The sequence below is a fragment of the Streptomyces sp. NPDC006393 genome (genome assembly GCF_040628575.1).
Taxonomy (GTDB): Bacteria; Actinomycetota; Actinomycetes; order Streptomycetales; family Streptomycetaceae; genus Streptomyces.
Genome location: NZ_JBEXZD010000029.1, coordinates 58823 through 75342, shown reverse-complemented (window position 1 = coordinate 75342; position 16520 = coordinate 58823). Strand labels below are relative to the sequence as shown.

The 16520-nt window shown below is 73.2% G+C and carries 19 protein-coding genes; 10 read left to right on the top strand and 9 right to left on the bottom strand.

The features are described from left to right. Positions 1-1095 (top strand): proton-conducting transporter membrane subunit (locus tag ABZ484_RS15185; protein WP_358866334.1); only part of this gene is annotated, 1095 nt, incomplete at its 5' end. A 110-nt stretch (positions 1096-1205) separates the two neighbouring features. Continuing rightward, complete coding sequence (locus ABZ484_RS15180; RefSeq protein ID WP_358866333.1) at positions 1206-2177, top strand: ribose-phosphate pyrophosphokinase; 972 nt, start codon at positions 1206-1208, stop codon at positions 2175-2177. Between the two features lie 39 nt (positions 2178-2216). On the opposite strand, the gene ABZ484_RS15175 is transcribed toward ABZ484_RS15180, so the two are convergent. The 4 genes from ABZ484_RS15175 to ABZ484_RS15160 form a co-directional block, all read right to left on the bottom strand. Beyond that, positions 2217-2597 carry an anti-sigma factor antagonist gene (locus tag ABZ484_RS15175; protein ID WP_358866332.1) on the bottom strand — a complete coding sequence of 127 codons (381 nt, stop codon included), beginning with the start codon at positions 2595-2597 and terminating at the stop codon, positions 2217-2219. A 137-nt stretch (positions 2598-2734) separates the two neighbouring features. Next, entirely contained in the window at positions 2735-3694 is a 960-nt protein-coding gene (locus ABZ484_RS15170; protein WP_358866331.1) for an NADP-dependent oxidoreductase, read from the bottom strand. 33 nt (positions 3695-3727) lie between these two features. Further along, positions 3728-4057 (bottom strand): DUF4235 domain-containing protein, encoded by a 330-nt coding sequence (locus tag ABZ484_RS15165; protein WP_358866330.1) that lies wholly within the window; start codon positions 4055-4057, stop codon positions 3728-3730. 27 nt (positions 4058-4084) lie between these two features. Further along, positions 4085-5104, bottom strand: a complete 1020-nt coding sequence (locus ABZ484_RS15160; RefSeq protein WP_358866329.1) for a glutathione S-transferase C-terminal domain-containing protein — start codon at positions 5102-5104, stop codon at positions 4085-4087. A 255-nt stretch (positions 5105-5359) separates the two neighbouring features. Between ABZ484_RS15160 and ABZ484_RS15155 the strand changes: the two genes are divergently transcribed. Then, the gene (locus ABZ484_RS15155; RefSeq protein WP_358866342.1) at positions 5360-6277 is read left to right on the top strand and encodes a cation diffusion facilitator family transporter; all 918 of its coding nucleotides are present in this window, start codon (positions 5360-5362) and stop codon (positions 6275-6277) included. 94 nt (positions 6278-6371) lie between these two features. Here ABZ484_RS15155 and ABZ484_RS15150 read toward each other — a convergent pair whose 3' ends face one another. Then, a complete protein-coding gene (locus ABZ484_RS15150) occupies positions 6372-6821 on the bottom strand; it encodes a nitroreductase family deazaflavin-dependent oxidoreductase (protein WP_358866328.1) in 450 nt (149 codons plus the stop codon). A 150-nt stretch (positions 6822-6971) separates the two neighbouring features. Continuing rightward, positions 6972-7604, bottom strand: a complete 633-nt coding sequence (locus ABZ484_RS15145; RefSeq protein WP_358866327.1) for a LysE family transporter — start codon at positions 7602-7604, stop codon at positions 6972-6974. A 302-nt stretch (positions 7605-7906) separates the two neighbouring features. On the opposite strand from ABZ484_RS15145, the gene ABZ484_RS15140 reads away from it, so the two are divergent. Together ABZ484_RS15140 and ABZ484_RS15135 are read left to right on the top strand one after the other, a co-directional pair. Then, positions 7907-9115 carry a cytochrome P450 gene (locus ABZ484_RS15140; protein WP_358866326.1) on the top strand — a complete coding sequence of 403 codons (1209 nt, stop codon included), beginning with the start codon at positions 7907-7909 and terminating at the stop codon, positions 9113-9115. Between the two features lie 13 nt (positions 9116-9128). After that, entirely contained in the window at positions 9129-9329 is a 201-nt protein-coding gene (locus ABZ484_RS15135; protein WP_358866325.1) for a ferredoxin, read from the top strand. Here ABZ484_RS15135 and ABZ484_RS15130 read toward each other — a convergent pair. Further along, the gene (locus ABZ484_RS15130; RefSeq protein WP_358866341.1) at positions 9310-10227 is read right to left on the bottom strand and encodes a sigma-70 family RNA polymerase sigma factor; all 918 of its coding nucleotides are present in this window, start codon (positions 10225-10227) and stop codon (positions 9310-9312) included. The two genes, ABZ484_RS15135 and ABZ484_RS15130, sit on opposite strands and share 20 nt — an antisense overlap. Before the next feature lie 77 nt (positions 10228-10304). On the opposite strand from ABZ484_RS15130, the gene ABZ484_RS15125 reads away from it, so the two are divergent. Continuing rightward, positions 10305-10979 carry an NAD(P)H-dependent oxidoreductase gene (locus tag ABZ484_RS15125; protein WP_358866324.1) on the top strand — a complete coding sequence of 225 codons (675 nt, stop codon included), beginning with the start codon at positions 10305-10307 and terminating at the stop codon, positions 10977-10979. 33 nt (positions 10980-11012) lie between these two features. Here ABZ484_RS15125 and ABZ484_RS15120 read toward each other — a convergent pair whose 3' ends face one another. Further along, positions 11013-11657 (bottom strand): hypothetical protein, encoded by a 645-nt coding sequence (locus tag ABZ484_RS15120; RefSeq protein WP_358866323.1) that lies wholly within the window; start codon positions 11655-11657, stop codon positions 11013-11015. A gap of 38 nt (positions 11658-11695) precedes the next feature. Between ABZ484_RS15120 and ABZ484_RS15115 the strand changes: the two genes are divergently transcribed. The 4 genes from ABZ484_RS15115 to ABZ484_RS15100 all read left to right on the top strand — a co-directional run bounded on the left by ABZ484_RS15115 (position 11696) and on the right by ABZ484_RS15100 (position 15913). After that, complete coding sequence (locus tag ABZ484_RS15115) at positions 11696-11845, top strand: hypothetical protein (RefSeq protein ID WP_358866322.1); 150 nt, start codon at positions 11696-11698, stop codon at positions 11843-11845. Positions 11846-11863: 18 nt separating this feature from the next. Then, positions 11864-12481 (top strand): flavoprotein, encoded by a 618-nt coding sequence (locus ABZ484_RS15110; protein WP_358866321.1) that lies wholly within the window; start codon positions 11864-11866, stop codon positions 12479-12481. A gap of 55 nt (positions 12482-12536) precedes the next feature. Then, entirely contained in the window at positions 12537-13505 is a 969-nt protein-coding gene (locus ABZ484_RS15105; protein WP_358866320.1) for an aldo/keto reductase, read from the top strand. Between the two features lie 188 nt (positions 13506-13693). Next, a complete protein-coding gene (locus ABZ484_RS15100) occupies positions 13694-15913 on the top strand; it encodes a ricin-type beta-trefoil lectin domain protein (RefSeq protein WP_358866319.1) in 2220 nt (739 codons plus the stop codon). A gap of 30 nt (positions 15914-15943) precedes the next feature. Here the strand turns inward: ABZ484_RS15100 and ABZ484_RS15095 are convergent, their stop codons facing one another. Further along, complete coding sequence (locus ABZ484_RS15095; RefSeq protein WP_358866318.1) at positions 15944-16477, bottom strand: universal stress protein; 534 nt, start codon at positions 16475-16477, stop codon at positions 15944-15946. Between the last annotated feature and the right edge of the window lie 43 nt (positions 16478-16520).

The window sequence follows — 16520 nt, the reverse complement described above, 5'->3', positions numbered from 1 at the left end:
AAGGCCGCCGCCGTCCCCTTCCAGTTCTGGCTGCCCGACGCGCACGCCGTCGCGCCCACGCCCGTGTGCATGCTGCTGTCCGGCGTCATGGTGGAACTCGGCGTGTACGGCGTCTGGCGGGTGTACGGCACCGTGTTCTCCGGTCCCGGTGGCATCCCCGCGGCCGCCGTGACCCGGACCCTGGTCGTCCTGGGCGTACTGACCGGCGCCGTCGGCGCGGTGATGTGCTGGTACCAGCGGCACATCAAGCGCCTGCTCGCCTTCTCCACCATCGCGCACACCGGGCTGTTCCTGATCGCCGTCGGCGCGCTGAAGGCCGAGGCCGACGACGGGGCCGCGCTCTACATCCTGGGACACGCGGGCGTGAAGGCCGCGCTGTTCGCCTGCGCCGGCATCCTGCTGGACCGCTACGGCACCGTCGACGAGTTCTCCCTGCACGGCCGGGCCCGGCGCCTGCGGGGCGTCGGTGCCATGTTCGCGGTCGGCGCCCTGGCCCTGGCCGGACTGCCGCCCTTCGGGACGGGCCTCGGCAAGGCCGTCAGCGAGGAGGCCGTGGGCGGCCCGCTCACCGTCGTGTACGTCGCCGCCTCCGCCCTCACCGGAGGGGCGGTGCTGCGGGTGGCCGCGCGCGTCTTCCTGGGGCTCGGCCCCCGGCCCGAGGAGCGTGAAGGTGAGGAGCGCGACGAGGACAAGACGTCCGGCGCCGACGAGGAACCGGAGACCCGGCAGCGGCTGGTAGGCGTTCCCCGCACCATGGGGACGGTCCCGGCGGTGCTGCTCGCCGCCGCGCTCGCCGTGGGCGCGGTGCCCGGCTTCGCCGGCGTGGTGGGGCACGCCGTCGACGAGGCCGGGACCTGGGGGGTGTTCTCCTCGGTGCACTGGACCGCGACCGGGGTCCTCCTGGACCTGCTGTCGACCCTTCTCGCCGTGGGCCTGGCCCTGACGGCGGTCGTCCGTCCCGGCCTGCTGAGCGCGCCCGAGTGGGCACTGCCCCTGCGCCGCCTCCAGTCGGGGCACGTCGGCGACTACGTGGCCTGGCTGCTGGTGGGCTCGACCCTCCTGGGCGCACTGGCCCTGCCCGCGATCCTGCGCTGACCGCTGACCGCTGACCGCTGACCGCTGACCGCTGACCGCCGGCCGGACGGCCGCGAGAGCGGTCAGTAGCATGAGTCCGGCAGTCCGAATGATCATGCGAGGAGCGGATCGTGCGAGACATCGCGGTGTTCAGCGGCAGCGCCCATCCCGAACTGGCGGCCGAGGTCTGCGCGCACCTGGGCGTGCCGCTCAGCCCGACCCGGGTCAGCCGGTTCGCCAACGACTGCCTGGAGGTACAGCTTCAGGCCAACTGCCGGGAACGGGACGTCTTCCTGGTCCAGCCGCTGGTCAGGCCGGTGCAGGAGCATCTGGTGGAGCTGCTGCTGATGTGCGACGCGGCCCGTGGCGCCTCCGCCGGGCGGATCACGGTCGTGATGCCGCACTACTCCTACGCCCGCTCCGACAAGAAGGACGCCCCGCGCATCTCGCTGGGCGGCCGTCTGGTGGCCGATCTGCTGGTCGCCGCGGGCGCGGGCCGCGTCCTGGCGATGACGATGCACGCACCGCAGGTGCACGGCTTCTTCTCGGTGCCCGTCGACCATCTGCACGCGCTGCGCGAACTGGCCGCGCACTTCCGGCAGTACGACCTGACACGCACCACCGTCGTCTCACCGGACCTCGGCAACGCCAAGGAGGCCGCCGCGTTCGCCCGCATGATCGGAGCCCAGGTGGCCGCCGGCGCCAAGCAGCGCTACGCCGACGACCGGGTGACCATCAGCTCGGTCATCGGTGACGTGGCCGGACGGGACGTGATCGTGCTCGACGACGAGATCGCCAAGGGCAGCACGGTGCTGGAACTCCTGGACCGGCTGCGCACGTCGGGGCCGCGCTCCATCCGGATCGCCTGCACGCACGGCCTGTTCGCGGCGGGCGCGCTCAAGCGGCTCGGCGAGCAGCCCGACGTGCTGGAGATCGTGTGCACCAACACCGTGCCGGTGCCGGTGGAGGACCACGAGGAGTACCAGGACCACAAGGACAAGCTCCGGATCCTGTCCATCGCCCCGGCGCTCGCCGAGGCCGTACGGCGCATCCACAACGGGGAGTCCGTCAGCGCGCTGTTCGACGCGCCGCGCGAGGAATGACCCCGAGTCGACGCGCCGCGCGACGCGTGACCCCGGCGGTCACACCGGGCCGGACGCGGCCTCGGATTGTTCGAGCGCCGCGTCCAGCGTCGGGCGGGGCGGCAGCAGCCGGGACAGGCCGGTGACCTTGAGCACCCGCAGGGTCAGCGGGTGCGTGCACACCAGGCGCAGCTCGCCGCCCGCGTCGAGGAGCCGGGCCCGCGCCCGGTAGAGCAGGCGCAGCCCGGAGCAGTCGAAGAAGTCGATCCCGCTCAGGTCGATGACCACCCGTGCCCCGGGCCGGGCCGTGATCCGGTCCAGGTACGGGATGATCTCCACCGCCGCGGCGATGTCGATCTCACCGTGCAACTCCAGCACGGTGAGCCCGCGCTCCCGGCGGACCCGCAGATGCCGGGTGAATGGCGCGCGTTCGTTCCCCACGACGACCTCGCCTCCCACCGGACTCCGCTGCTGCGGGGGTGCGGTTCAACCGGACCAACACCCGCCCCCGCTCAGCAAGTTACCCTCGTTGGAGCGAATTCCAGCATGTTCGATTGACATATGTCTGTGAATTGAGGTCAGTCGACCACCAGAACCAGCTTGCCCGTGGTGCGTCCGGTCTCGCCGAGCTCGTGCGCCTTCGCGGCCTCGGCCAGCGGGAACGTACCGGCGACCGTGGCGCTCAGCTTCCCCTCCTCGACGAGATCCGCGACCGTCCGCATCCCGTGGTGGTCGGCGTCGACGAGCATCCGGACCGCCCGGACACCGAGCCGCTCGGCCTCCTCGTAGAAGTCGTCGGAGCCCATCGGGATGATCGACACCACGACCCCGCCCGGCCGCAGCACCCGCAGCGAACGGAGGGCGGTCTCACCGCCGATGGTGTCCAGCACGACGTCGACGTCGCGCACGGCCTCGGCGAAGTCGGTCGTGCGGTAGTCGACGGGTTCGTCCACGCCGATGCCGCGCAGGAAGTCGTGCTTCCCGGCGCTCGCGGTGCCGATGACGTACGCGCCGCGAGCCTTGGCGATCTGCGCCGCCACATGGCCCACACCGCCCGCCGCCGCATGGATCAGCACCCGCTGCCCGGCCCGCACCTCGGCCCGCTCCACCAGCGCCTGCCACGCCGTCAGCGAGACCAGCGGCAGGGCGCCCGCCTGCACATGGTCGATCCCGGCGGGCTTCGGCGCGAAGACACGGGCCGGGGCGGTGACGTACTCGGCGTGCGAGCCGTGGCCGAACGGGTAGCTCAGCATGCCGAAGACCTCGTCACCGGGCCGGAACAGGGCCACGCCCACGCCCGTCGCCTCGACCACGCCCGAGACGTCCCAGCCCAGGACGAAGGGCGGCTCGCCGAGGAAGCCGCCCGTGGCACGGTGCTTCCAGTCGGTCGGATTCACCCCGGCGGCCCGCACCCGGACGAGCACCTCGTTGGGGCGCGGCGCGGGCCGCTCGAGTTCCCCCACCTTCAGCACGTCGGGACCGCCGAGGACGTCCTGACCGACGGCACGCATCGTCTTCACGGTGTTCACCTCGCTCATGGTGGACCAGCCTGCCCGGGTCCGCGCGCCGGCTCAGTCGCGCCCGCGCCCGTTCTTCTTCCCCGCCTTCTTCGTCGCCTCCTTCGCGGGCCATACGCCGGTCGAGCGCTCGATGGCCTTGGCGCCCGCCCGGTCCACGACGCTGCGCACCATGGAGAAGATGGCCCCCTGCACCGCCGCGGCCAGCAGGATCTCGCCCCAGCGCCGGTCCCGGTCGAGCGCGTCGGGCGCGTCGTCCTCGTGCCGCATCGCCTTCCACGTGGCGCGGAACGCCATCCCGGCCAGCGAACCACCGGCCCAGCCCAGCACGAAGCCGACGGGCTGGTAGGCGAGGGACAGCTTGTGCTTCTTCTTCTTGGCCACCTGTGTCTCCTTGTGCGGATACCTCGGTCAGGCCCCGCCCTGGGGCGGGACCTCCTCGCCGTCCGGTACGGGACCCGGTGCCGTGCCCTCGCCGAAGGGACGGCCGCCGAGCTCCTCGCGGTGATGCGGTGTCAGCCAGCCGGACGTGTCGGGCCCGAGCGGCACGATGCCGGTCGGGTTGATGCCCGTGTGCACCTGGTAGTAGTGCCGCTTGATGTGGTCGAAGTCGACGGTGTCGCCGAACCCGGGCGTCTGGTAGAGATCGCGGGCGTACGCCCACAGCACCGGATTCTCCACCAGTTTCCACAGGTTGCACTTGAAATGTCCGTGATACACGGCGTCGAAACGGACCAGAGTGGTGAACAGCCGGATGTCGGCCTCGGTGATCGAGTCGCCGACGAGGTAGCGCTGCCCCGCCAGCCGCTGGGCCAGCAGCTCCAGCCGCCGGAACACGCCCGCGCACGCCGCTTCGTAGTCCTCCTGGTTCGTGGCGAAGCCCGCCCGGTACACACCGTTGTTGACGTCCTCGTACACCTCGGCCATCACCGTGTCGATCTCGTCGCGCCGCGCCCGCGGGTACAGGTCCGGCGCGCCGGGCCGGTGCAGGTCGGTCCACTGGGTGGCCAGGTCGAGGGTGATCTGCTGGAAGTCGTTGGTGACCAGTGCGCCGCTCGGCACGTCCACGACCGCGGGCACGCTCACCCCGCCGGGGTAGCCGGTCTCCCGCCGGTCGTAGGCCTCGCTGAGGAAGCGGATGCCCAGCACCGGGTCCCGGCCGCCGGCATCGAGGGTGAAGCGCCAGCTGCGGTCGTCCTGGATCGGGTCGACGACGGCCAGGGACAGGGCGTCCTCCAGCCCGAGCAGCCGCCGCGCGACCAGCGCCCGGCTCGCCCACGGGCACGCCCGGCTGACGACCAGCCGGTAGCGGCCCGCCTCCACCGGCCAGCCGTCCCGGCCGTCGGCGGTGATCCGGTCCGCGAAGTGGCTCTTCGAACGCTTGAAGGCCTTGTGGCCGTACGCACGGTTGCCCTCGCCGCCCTCGCTCATGCCTCGTCCCTCCTGCCGCACGGGTGCCCTGCCGGACACCTTCCGCGTCGGTGTCCTGGTGACACCTTCCCCGAAATCCGCGCACGGCACGGTGTGAGCCGTTCCGACGGGGGCAGTCGGCACAGCGTGAGCGGGACACCCGGGAACACACGCGAGACGCACCCGAACAAGCCCCACCCGAAGGAGCACAAGGCCGCCCGGCGCCCGGCCGGAGCCGGCTCCGGACCTGCCTCCGACCGCAGGACCCGCGTCACCGTGCTGGTGGCGCTCGCGGCGAACCTGGTCATCGCCGCGGCCAAGGCCGTCGGCGGTCTCCTCGCGCACTCCCCGGCCCTGCTGTCGGAGGCCGCCCACTCCGTCGCCGACAGCCTCAACGAGATCTTCCTGCTCGCCGCGCTGCGCCGCAGCCGCCGCCCCGCCGACCGGCGCCACCCCTTCGGCTACGGCAAGGAGCGGTTCTTCTGGTCGCTCCTCGCCGCCGTCGGCATCTTCGTCATGGGCGGCTGCTTCTCCTTCTTCCAGGGCGTCGAGGCCCTGCGCAACGGCGCGCACGAGGACTTCACCGGCTACGTGGTCGGCCTGATCGTGCTCGGTGTCGCCCTCCTCGCCGAGGGGATCTCGCTGCTGCGGGCGCTGCACCAGGTGCGCGGGCAGGGCGGCGCGGGCCGGCTGCGGGACCCGGCGCTGCGCACGGTCGTCGCCGAGGACGGCACCGCGGTCCTCGGTGTCACGCTCGCCGTCCTCGGCATGGCGCTGCACATGGTCACCGGACAGGTCGCGTGGGAGGCGTCGGCCTCGCTCGCGATCGGCGCGCTGCTCGTCTACGTCGCCTACCGCCTCGGCCGCGACGCGCGCGACCAGCTGATCGGGGAGGCGGCCGACCCGGAGCTGAGCGGCCGGATCGGCAGCCTGCTGCGGGCGCAGCCGGAGATCGACAGCGTCGAGGCGCTGTTCACCATGAAGACGGGTCTGGACTCGCTGCTGGTGGCGGCCCGCGTCGACCTGGTGCCCGGTCTGGACAGCGAGCGGGTCGAGGAGGTCGCGATGCGCATCAAGCGCTCCGTCGCCCGCACCGTCCCCGAGGCGGAACAGATCTTCCTCGACGTGACCGACCGGCCGGCCGAGGAGGCGCGCGAGAGCCCCGCCGCGACGGGGGAGCGCGGCGGGGCCTGAAGGACCGGTGCCCGGACGGCCGCCGCTCCATGCCTGCCCGGCCGGGATTTCTCCCGGACGGCGGGCCACGTCCTGCGGACGGCGGCCGACCGGTTCAGTGCCCTTCCGCGGGCTCCAGCACGAAGACCGGGATCTCGCGCGCGGTCTTCGCCTGGTACTCGGCGTACGGCGGATAGGCGGCGACGGCCCGCTCCCACCACTCGGCCTTCTCGCTGCCGGTGACCTCGCGGGCCGTCATGTCCTGCTTGACGGGTCCGTCCCGCAGTTCCACCCGGGGGTCGGCCTTCAGGTTGAAGTACCAGAACGGATGCTTGGGAGCACCGCCCTGCGAGGCGACCACGGCGTAGCGCCCGTCGTGCTCCACCCGCATCAGCGGCGTCTTGCGGATCCTGCCGCTGCGCGCGCCCCGCGTGGTCAGCAGGATCACGGGCAGTCCCGTGTCCCGCAGCGTGGTCCCCTTGGTGCCGCCGGAGCCCTCGTACAGCTCCACCTGCTCCCGCACCCAGTCGGTCGGGCTCGGCTCGTACTCGCCCTCAAGAGGCATGGCGTACGTCCTCTCGTCGCGTGCTGTGACGGTTCGTGCACCGTCATTCAACACCGACACCGACGACACCGTTCCCAAGGGCCTGATCCGGCGGGCCGCGACGGCCGCCCGGGCGCCGTATCGCGCCAGGCGCCGCCGCGGGGCCCCGGTTCACGGCGACACCGCCGTGCGCACCGCAAGTGCCATGATCACGGCGCTGGAGACCAGGGCGGTGACCAGCCGTCCCCGGCGGCCGGTCAGGGCCCGGCCGAGCAGGGCGCCGCCCCCGGCCAGCAGCAGCTGCCAGCTCGCCGACGCGGCGAACGCGGCCAGGACGAACACCCCCTGCTCCAGCAGCGGCACGGTGTCCGTGGCGCGGGCACCGCCGACGACCAGCGCCGCGAAGTAGATCACCGTGGTCGGATTGAGCAGGGTGATCCCGAGCAGCCCCAGGTAGGCCCGTGCGGGGCCGGGTGGGGGAGCGACGGGGCGGGTGGTGTGCCGGCGCCGCCGGTGCTGCCGTACGGCGGTGACCGTGCCCCGCACCGCCAGGGCGGCGAGGACCAGGGCCGACGCCCAGCGCAGCGGCACCAGGGCGGGCCGCAGCGCGTCGGCCAGGGCGGCGCCGCCCAGAGCGGCCAGCAGGGCGTAGAGACCGTCGGCGGTGGCGACGCCGAGCGCGGCGCAGGCACCGGTGCGCAGGGACGTACGAGCGGTCAGGGAGACGAGGAGGGTCGCGACGGCGCCGACGGGCACGGCGATGCCGTACCCCGCGACCAGCCCCGCGACGAGCGCGGCCGTCACGAGCGCGGCGGACCGGGCCTCCAGGGACGGCCGGGCTGCTGCTGTCGGCGCGCTGCCGGGACGGCGGCGGCGGACAGAGGCAGCGGGAACACGTCGATCGTGGACATGGCCGGATCCTGCGGGACGAGAGTCCGCCGAGGCAACTTCTTTATGAACGAGGCACCCTGTCTATGAAGCGGAAGAGACGCTTCCCAGCCAGATGCCGCAGGTCACCGATCTGGCCGAACTTCGCGTCGCCCCATGGATGCCTCGGGCATCCAATGGAGATCGGCACGACGCACCCTTCGTCTGCGAGGTCTCCCATGCCGGACCCGACCACCCGCCCGTCCCAGCCCGTCGCCTTCCCGCAGGACCGCACCTGCCCCTACCACCCGCCCGCCGGCTACGACCCGGTGCGCGCCGTCCGACCGCTGGCCGGCGTCACCCTCTACGACGGCCGGCCGGCCTGGCTCGTCACCGGACACGCGCTCGCCCGCGAGCTGCTGACCGACCCGCGCCTGTCCACCGACCGCAACCGCGACGGCTTCCCCATGACCACGCCCCGTTTCGCGGCGGTCAAGGACCGCAGGACCGCGCTCCTGGGCGTCGACGACCCCGAGCACCGCGTCCAGCGACGCATGATGATCCCCAGCTTCACCCTCAGACGCGCCACCGAACTCCGGCCGCAGATCCAGCGCACCGTCGACGGCCTGCTGGACGCGATGATCGCGCAGGGGCCGCCCGCCGAGCTGGTCGGCGCGTTCGCGCTGCCGGTGCCGTCCATGGTGATCTGCGCACTGCTCGGCGTCCCCTACGCCGACCACGAGTTCTTCGAGGAGCAGTCACGGCGGCTGCTGCGCGGACCGACCGCCGAGGAGACGCAGGACGCGCGGAACCGGCTGGAGGAGTACCTGGGCGACCTGATCGACCGCAAGCGGAAGGACCCCGGCGACGGCGTGCTGGACGACCTGGTCCAGCAGCAGCGGCGCGAGGGCCGGCCCGACCGCGAGGAACTGCTCGCGATGGCGGTCATCCTGCTCGTCGCAGGCCACGAGACCACCGCCAACATGATCTCCCTGGGCACCTACACCCTCCTCCGGCACCCCGAGCGGCTGGCCGAGCTGCGTGCCGACCCCGCGCTGCTGCCGGCGGCGGTGGAGGAACTGATGCGGCTGCTGTCCATCGCGGACGGACTGCTGCGGGTGGCCACCGAGGACATCGAGGTGGCCGGCACGACGATCCGGGCCGGCGACGGCGTGGTCTTCTCCACCTCCGTCATCAACCGCGACCAGGACGTCTACGCCGCCCCCGACACCCTCGACTTCCGCCGCCCGGCCCGCCACCACATCGCCTTCGGCTTCGGCATCCACCAGTGCCTCGGCCAGAACCTCGCCCGCACCGAGCTGGAGATCGCCCTGGGCAGCCTCGTCCGTCGGCTGCCCACCCTCCGGCTCGCCGCCCCGCCGGAGGAGATCCCCTTCAAGCCCGGCGACACGATCCAGGGGATGCTCGAACTCCCCGTGAGCTGGTGAGAGGCGTACCGCCATGCGCATCGACATCGACAAGGACCGCTGCATCGGCGCCGGCCAGTGCGCGCTGGCCGCACCGAACGTGTTCACCCAGGACGACGAGGGCTACAGCACCCTGCTCCCCGGCAAGGAGGACGGCGGCGGCGACCCGATGGTCCGCGAGGCCGCCCGGGCCTGCCCCGTCGGCGCGATCACCGTCATCGAGTCGCCGGAGTGACGACGGCGTCCGCGCCCGGCACGTCGAGCACGGCCAGCGGCAGCAGACGCAGCCGTTCCGGCGCGGCGATCACCTCGTAGGAGGCGATCCGGTCGTCGCGGACGGCGATGTCCAGGGCGAAGAGCAGCCGGCCGTGCGGCGCCACCACCGCGCCGACCCGGCCGTCGACCAGGGCGACGGCCGCGAACCGGGCACGGTGGCGCAGCGCGACCGTGCCCTCGGCCACCGCCCGCGCCCCGCGCAGCTCCGCCGGGACCCCGGCCGGCAGGGCGGCCGGATCGGCCCGGCGCACCACGTCCGGGGCGAGCACGTCCAGCAGCGTGCCCAGGTCCCCGCCCCGCGCGGCGGCGAGGAACGCCTCCACGATCGCGCGGTGCCGCTCCAGCTCGGCACCGGAGGCCGCCGGGGCGCCCCGCACCTTGTGCCGGGCCCGGCTGGCGAGCTTCTTCGCGGCCGGCTGGGAGCGGTCCACGACCGCGGCGATCCGGTCGAAGGGCACCGCGAACAGGTCGTGCAGCACGAACGCCACCCGCTCCAGAGGGCTCAGCGTGCCGAGCACCACCAGCAGGGCCACGCCCACCGACTCGGCGAGCAGCGCCTCCTCCTCGGGCGCCCGCACCTCGACGGGGCCCGCCTCCTCCGGAGCCTCGTGCCCGTACGGCTCCTCGCGGCGCGCCGCACGGGAGCGCAGCATGTCCAGGCAGACCCGGGAGACCACCGTGGTCAGCCAGCCGGACAGGTTGTCGATGCCGTCCGCGCCGGTACGGCCCAACCGCAGCCAGGTCTCCTGCACGGCGTCGTCCGCCTCGCTGAGCGAGCCCAGCATCCGGTACGCGACCCCGCGCAGGTGCGCGCGCCGCTCCTCGAACCGCCGGGCCAGTTCGTCGTCGCCCGCCATGAGACCCATGGGTCACCTTTCCGCGTCGTGCTCCGTCACTCCACTGACGAACCGGACACGACCGAGGTGACCCTTCCATGCTGCTGCACATCGACTCCAGCGCCGACGCGACCGCCGACTCGGTGAGCCGCCGGCTGACCGCCGACTTCGTACACGTGTGGCGGGAGCGGCACGGCACGGCGGAGTACCGCCACCGTGACCTGGCCGCCGCCCCCGTGCCACCGCTCACCGCCGCCTACACCACCCTGGGCCGCAGGGTGGAGCGCCAGGGCTTCGTTCCCCCCTCGAAGGTGCCCGCGCTGATCGAGGGCCCCGCCGAGCAGCGGGAGTGGGACCTGACCCTGCCCCTGATCAATGAGCTGCGCTCCGCGCACACGGTGCTGCTCGGTGTCCCGATGTACAACTTCTCGGTGCCCGCGTCCCTGAAGACGTGGATCGACCGGGTGACCTTCCCCGGGGCGTTCGCCGACCCGGACACGGGCGAGAGCCTGCTGGTCGGCACCCGGGTGGTCGCGGTCATGGCCCGTGGCGGCGGCTACGGCCCCGGCACCCCGCGGGAGTCCTTCGACTTCCAGACGCCGTACCTGAAGGCCTGGTTCGGCAACCTGGGCGTCGCGCCGGACCGTCTTCACCTGATCGCCGCCGAACTGACCCGCGTCGACGTCCTGCCGCGGCTCGCCGGTCTGGAACACCTGGCACGGCAGTCGCTCACAGCGGCCCGGGAACAGGTCCGGGCCGTGGCCGCCGCCTGAGCCCCGGGCCTGTCCGCGGAGGTACGACCGGCCTCACGCCTTCTGCAGAGTCCACTCCAGGCAGGCTTTGACACGGGCAGTTCTGTCCTCAAGTGTTTTCAGGAGGTTTGGATCGCGGGTGAAATCCGGGTGTATCGCATTCATCATTTCTCGTTCATATTGCTCGAGCTGGTCTGCCGGAAACCCCTCCGTCCGCAGTTCCTCGATATGCGCCCGGACTTCCTCGATCGTCGTCCGCGGCGACGTCAGCTCCTGATCCGCGTCACCGCCTTCGAGATGCGTTACATCGCTATAGGTATCAGCACCCATGGTGAGGTAGACATCAGACTCGGACACCTTGATCCGATTATCTGCGGTGTACTCCCACTTTTCCACGTAGATGCTGCCCGTGCCGATCATGCTGAGGCGGTCTCCCATTACCCGCAGGGCGAAACGACCTCGATGTGCGGGCTCCTCGGTCTGGGCGACGATCCTGCCCGCGTCGTAATACCAAACTTCGTCCGCGCCACCCTGCGGCTTGCCGGCCAGCGTCACAGTGGGATCCAAGCTGCCGGCTGAAACGTGCTCGTACGTGGCGCTTGTGTCCATGCCCGGAACGTAGCCGCAATGCTTGACCAGGCAGTTACCGGACCGCTTCTGAACGATGCGGAATTTTCCGTCGGGAAAGCCGTTCGGCATGGCTGCACTCCTGCCTTGACGTGAGGGCTTATATCACTTTGGCACGAGCGATCGAATTCCTCCACCGCTGGCGCGGCGACGGCGAGGCCCCGCCGAGGAAACCTCTCGCCCAGCGCTACGGCATCGGCTTCGACATATCCGCCGCCCTCGTCGTCCTGCGGAAAACTGGCCACTTCGACGACGGGTGATCGACTAGGGTCGGCCGGGTGACGGAACACGCCGGGGAGCCCCTGAAGAGACCCTTCCTGTACGTCGTCGTCTGCGCCGCCGGCATCGCCTCCGGCGTCGGGAGGCTGATCGTCGCCGCGCGGGCGCGGGGCTGGGAGGTCGGTGTCATCGCGACGCCGGTCGCCATGGGCGGCTTCTTCGACACCGCCGAGGTGGAGCGGCTGACCGGCCGCCCCATCCGGTCCGCCTGGCGCACCCCCGGCGACCCCCGGCCGTTCCCGCCGCCGGACGCCGTGGCCGTCGCGCCCGCCACCTTCAACACGATCAACAAGTGGGCCGCCGGGACCGCCGACACCCTCGCCCTGGCCACTTTGTGCGAGGCCTACGGGCTCGGCGTCCCGGTCGCCGTCCTGCCCTGCGTGGCCGACACACTGGCCGCTCATCCCGCCTACCGGGAGAGCCTGGTACGGCTGCGCGCCATGGGCGTGCGCTTCGGCGATCCGGCTTCCGATGAGCCCGCCTCCGGCGCGACCGAAGCGGGCGGCGGGCGGCAGGACTTCGCCTGGGAGCGGGCGCTGGACCTGCTCGACGCGTTCCCGCGGCCAGGTGGACCCCGGCCGGCCGAGTCCGGCATGCGGCACGGTCCGCCTTCATGATCGGCGACGGCCTACGCTCGGGTGGACGACCATCCGGAAGGCAGGAGCAGCAACGATGCAGTACGGGAAGCTCGGTTCGACGGGCCTGGACGTGTCGCGGATCTGTCTGGGCTGCATGACCTTCGGTCTGCCCGACCGCGGCACGCACGAGTGGACCCTCGACGAGGAGACGTCGCGACCGCTGATCCGGCAGGCCCTGGAGGCCGGGATCACCTTCTTCGACACCGCCAACGTCTACTCCGACGGCACCAGTGAGGAGATCGTCGGCCGGGCGCTGCGCGACTTCGCCCGCCGCGACGAGATCGTGCTCGCCACCAAGGTGCACGGACGGATGCGGCCGGGCCCCAACGGCGGCGGCCTGTCCCGCAAGGCGATCATGACGGAGATCGACCACAGCCTGCGCCGCCTGGGCACCGACTACGTCGACCTGTACCAGATCCACCGCTGGGACCCGCACACGCCGGTCGAGGAGACGATGGAGGCGCTGCACGACGTCGTCAGGGCGGGCAAGGCCCGCTACATCGGGGCGAGTTCGATGTACGCCTGGCAGTTCTCCAAGGCCCAGTACACGGCCCGGCTGCAGGGCTGGACCCGCTTCGTCTCCATGCAGAACCACTACAACCTCCTCTACCGCGAGGAGGAGCGCGAGATGCTCCCCCTGTGCGCGGACCAGGGCGTCGGTGTGCTGCCCTGGAGCCCGCTCGCGCGCGGCCGGCTCACCCGGGACTGGGACACCACCACGCACCGCAGCGAGAGCGACGCCTTCGGCAGCCGCCTCTACCCGGAGGGCGACCGCGCCGTCGTCGAGGCCGTCACCCGCATCGCCGAGGAGCGGGGCGTCCCGCGCGCTCAGGTGGCCCTCGCCTGGCTGCTGCACCAGAACACGGTGACGGCGCCGATCGTCGGCGCGTCCAAGCCGCAGCACCTCCAGGACGCGGTGGCCGCCGTCGAACTGGAGCTGAGCGAGAAGGAGATCGAGGAACTCGAGCGGCCCTACACTCCGCACGAGATCAGCGGTCACTGAGACCGCGGCGTCCCGGCGGGCCGCGCGGCGCGTGCCACGCCCCGCCGGGTGCGCCGGCGACGGTGTCAACTGAGGGGAAACCAGGGGCGTTTGCGCAAGACCGTGTGATCCCTTGTTGCTCCGCGCTGACCTGTGCGAAGGTGTGGCCCAGTCGGCGCGCGAACGATGGGCCCGGAGGAAGACCAGCCGTGAAAGACCCAGGCCTGTCCCGTTCCCCCGAGCCGCCCCGTCCGTTCGATGCGACGGACCAGCAGCTGAGCACCGAACTGAGCAAATGGACCGGCGCCACACCCGCGCTCGGGCCCGTCGGCCAACTGCTCGACCGGCACTGGGAAGCGGCCTTCGCCTACGCCCGGATGTGCACCGACGGGCCGCACCCGGCGGGCATGCTGACCACCGCCTCCTTCACCCGGCTGTTCGGGCAGACGCTGCGTCAGGCCGGACCGACGGCCGCCTGGCGGCCCCAACTGCTGATCACCGTGCGGCGTATCGCCGCCGAGTGGGCCGCCGACCACCGGCGGGAGATGCTGCACCCCGAGCTCAGGGCCGCCGCCGCGGACGACCGGATCGCCGCCCGGCTGCTGCCGCCCGCCGACCGCCGCCTGATCTCCCAGGCCTTCCAGCGGCTGCCCCAGACGGCCCGCGCGCTGCTGTGGCACGCCGACGTCGAGGCCGAGCCCCCCGCGGTGCCGGCCCGGCTGCTCGGTATCGACGAGGAGGACGCGCGCGTCGGACTCCGGCGCGCCCGGGAGCGGCTGCGCGAGGAGTGCCTCCAGGCGCACCGCGACCTCGCCCCGGAACAGGACTGTCTGCGCTACTTCCGGCTGCTGGACGTGACCTGGCGGCGCGGCGGTGTCGACATCGACCCCGACCTGCGTGAGCACCTGGCCCGATGCGCCCACTGCCGGTACACCGCCGACCAGTTGGCGCGGTTCGACGACGGCCTCGGCACGGCGCTCGCCGAAGGCGTGCTCGGCTGGGGTGCGCGGGAGTACCGGGAGAGCCGTGCCGCCGGATCCGCACCACCCGCCGAGAACGGGCCGTCCACGCCCCCACCGTCCACGGCGTTCGCCGGCGGCGAGGACTTCACAGCCGCCCCGCCCGGAGCCGGGGCGTTCGGCCCGGCCGGCAGACCGGACGTGGGCACCTCGGGTGGCGGCGCCTTCGGCACCGTCCCGTCCGGCGGTCCCGTCCCGCGGCGACCGGTCAGGCCGGCGCCGTTCGACCGGGCCCGCCACAGGGCCCGGTCCGCCGGGGACGCGGATGTCCCGTCCGTCGCCTCGGGCGAGGGCGCGGAGCCGTCCGGTGGGCGTGCCTCGGTGCGGCCGGACGGGTTCGCGCTGTTCGACCGGGCCCGCCACAGAGCCCGGTCCGCCGGGGACGCGGATGTCCCGTCCGTCGCCTCGGGTGGGGGAGCGGAGCCGTCCGGTGGGCGTGCCTCGGTGCGGCCGGACGGGTTCGCGCTGTTCGACCGGGCCCGCCACAGAGCCCGGCCCGCCGGGGACGCGGATGTCCCGTCCGCTGCCTCGGGTGGGGGAGCGGAGCCGTCCGGTGGGCGTGCCTCGGTGCGGCAGGACGGGTTCGTGCTGTTCGACCGGGCCCGCCACAGAGCCCGGACCGCCACGGAGCGTTTCGTCCCGCCCGGCGCCTCCGGCGCGGAGTCCGCGTCCGCCCCTCGGGCCGGCGCCCGCCGGTCGGCGCACCGGGCCACCCGGCGGGCCGTCCGCCGGCGCACCCTCGCCATCGCCGTGGCGACGGTGAGCGGACTGGTCGTACTGCCCCTGGCCCTGTGGTCGGTGCTCGGTTCCGGCGACGACACCGCCGCGGACCCCGGCCGGCCGCCCTCCGGCACGCCCGGTCCCTCCTCGGGCACCGCGAGTCCCGGACCGGGCCCGGGATCCTCCTGGGCCGGTGCGGGCGGGACCGGCGGGACCACCTTGCGGGGGCGGCTGCAGAGCGTCGCTTCCGGGCTGTGCGTCGGCATCGTCGGCGGCGAGGCCGTCAAGGGCGCGGAGACCGAGCTGACGACCTGCTCCTCGGCGCCCGGTCAGCAGTGGGCGTACGAGACCGACGGCCTGCTGCGCAGCGGCGCCGCGCCCGGCCTGTGCCTGGACTCCCACCTCGGCTGGTCCGTCCAGCTGGCCCCGTGCACGGGTGCCTCCGCCCCGGGCGCTCGGAACGTGCGCTACGACTTTACGCTCCAGGGCACCCTCGTCCCGCGTTTCGACCAGGATTTGGCCCTGACGCCCGCCGCGACCGACGGCGCGGGCGCCCTCGTCCTCAAGACGCGCTCGCGGAGCGACACCCAGCGCTGGACGATCGGCCCCGCCGCGCCGGAGCTCCAGATGGACGTGGCCGACTGGGTCCCGGACGGCGGTGCGGCGGCGCACCGGACGGCCGGCCGCTGAGCGCTGTGGCCGCCGGGTCGCCCGACGCGCTCAGTGAGGCCGGGGCGGTCCCGGCGGCAGTGGCGGCGGCGGTGGGGGCTCCGAAGGCGGTGGAGGGGGCAGGGTCGTGAGATCCGGCGCCGCCTCCGGCCACACCAGCAGCACCGGACAGGGCGCGTGGTCGACGGCGAACCGTACGGCGGGCCCCAGGCTGTGCGGGCCCAGCCGCTCGCGGTCTCCGTCCCGCGCCAGCACCAGCAGATCGGCGTCCCCGGCCGCCGCCACCACCTCGCGTTCCACCCGCCCGGCCCGCTCCAGCCGCGTGCACGGCCGCCCGAGCCGGGCCGCGGCGGCCCGGAGCAGCTCGGCCCCCGAGGTGGCCTCCAGGTCCGCCAGCCGGTCGCCCGGATCCCGCTCGGGACGGCCCCGGCCGAGCAGCCCGGCGAACGCCCCGTGCGCCAGGCCGGGCACCTCCGGCCCGCTGACGTGCAGCAGCACCACGTCGGACGCGTCGGGCGCATGGGTGCGCACCGCGTCCACACAGGCGGGCCAGGTGCCCTCGACCAGCCAGGCGATCACGCGCATACGACGGCCTCCCTTCAGCCTTCCCGCCTGCCCGGCGTGCCGG

Bases quoted from the DNA above. Each gene is read 5' to 3' on its own strand.
- ABZ484_RS15170 (WP_358866331.1), bottom strand. From the start codon at position 3,694: ATGAGCGAGGTGAACACCGTGAAGACGATGCGTGCCGTCGGTCAGGAC.
- ABZ484_RS15160 (WP_358866329.1), bottom strand. From the start codon at position 5,104: ATGAGCGAGGGCGGCGAGGGCAACCGTGCGTACGGCCACAAGGCCTTC.
- ABZ484_RS15150 (WP_358866328.1), bottom strand. From the start codon at position 6,821: ATGCCTCTTGAGGGCGAGTACGAGCCGAGCCCGACCGACTGGGTGCGG.
- ABZ484_RS15140 (WP_358866326.1), top strand. From the start codon at position 7,907: ATGCCGGACCCGACCACCCGCCCGTCCCAGCCCGTCGCCTTCCCGCAG.
- ABZ484_RS15135 (WP_358866325.1), top strand. From the start codon at position 9,129: ATGCGCATCGACATCGACAAGGACCGCTGCATCGGCGCCGGCCAGTGC.
- ABZ484_RS15130 (WP_358866341.1), bottom strand. From the start codon at position 10,227: ATGGCGGGCGACGACGAACTGGCCCGGCGGTTCGAGGAGCGGCGCGCG.
- ABZ484_RS15125 (WP_358866324.1), top strand. From the start codon at position 10,305: ATGCTGCTGCACATCGACTCCAGCGCCGACGCGACCGCCGACTCGGTG.
- ABZ484_RS15120 (WP_358866323.1), bottom strand. From the start codon at position 11,657: ATGCCGAACGGCTTTCCCGACGGAAAATTCCGCATCGTTCAGAAGCGG.
- ABZ484_RS15105 (WP_358866320.1), top strand. From the start codon at position 12,537: ATGCAGTACGGGAAGCTCGGTTCGACGGGCCTGGACGTGTCGCGGATC.
- ABZ484_RS15095 (WP_358866318.1), bottom strand. From the start codon at position 16,477: ATGCGCGTGATCGCCTGGCTGGTCGAGGGCACCTGGCCCGCCTGTGTG.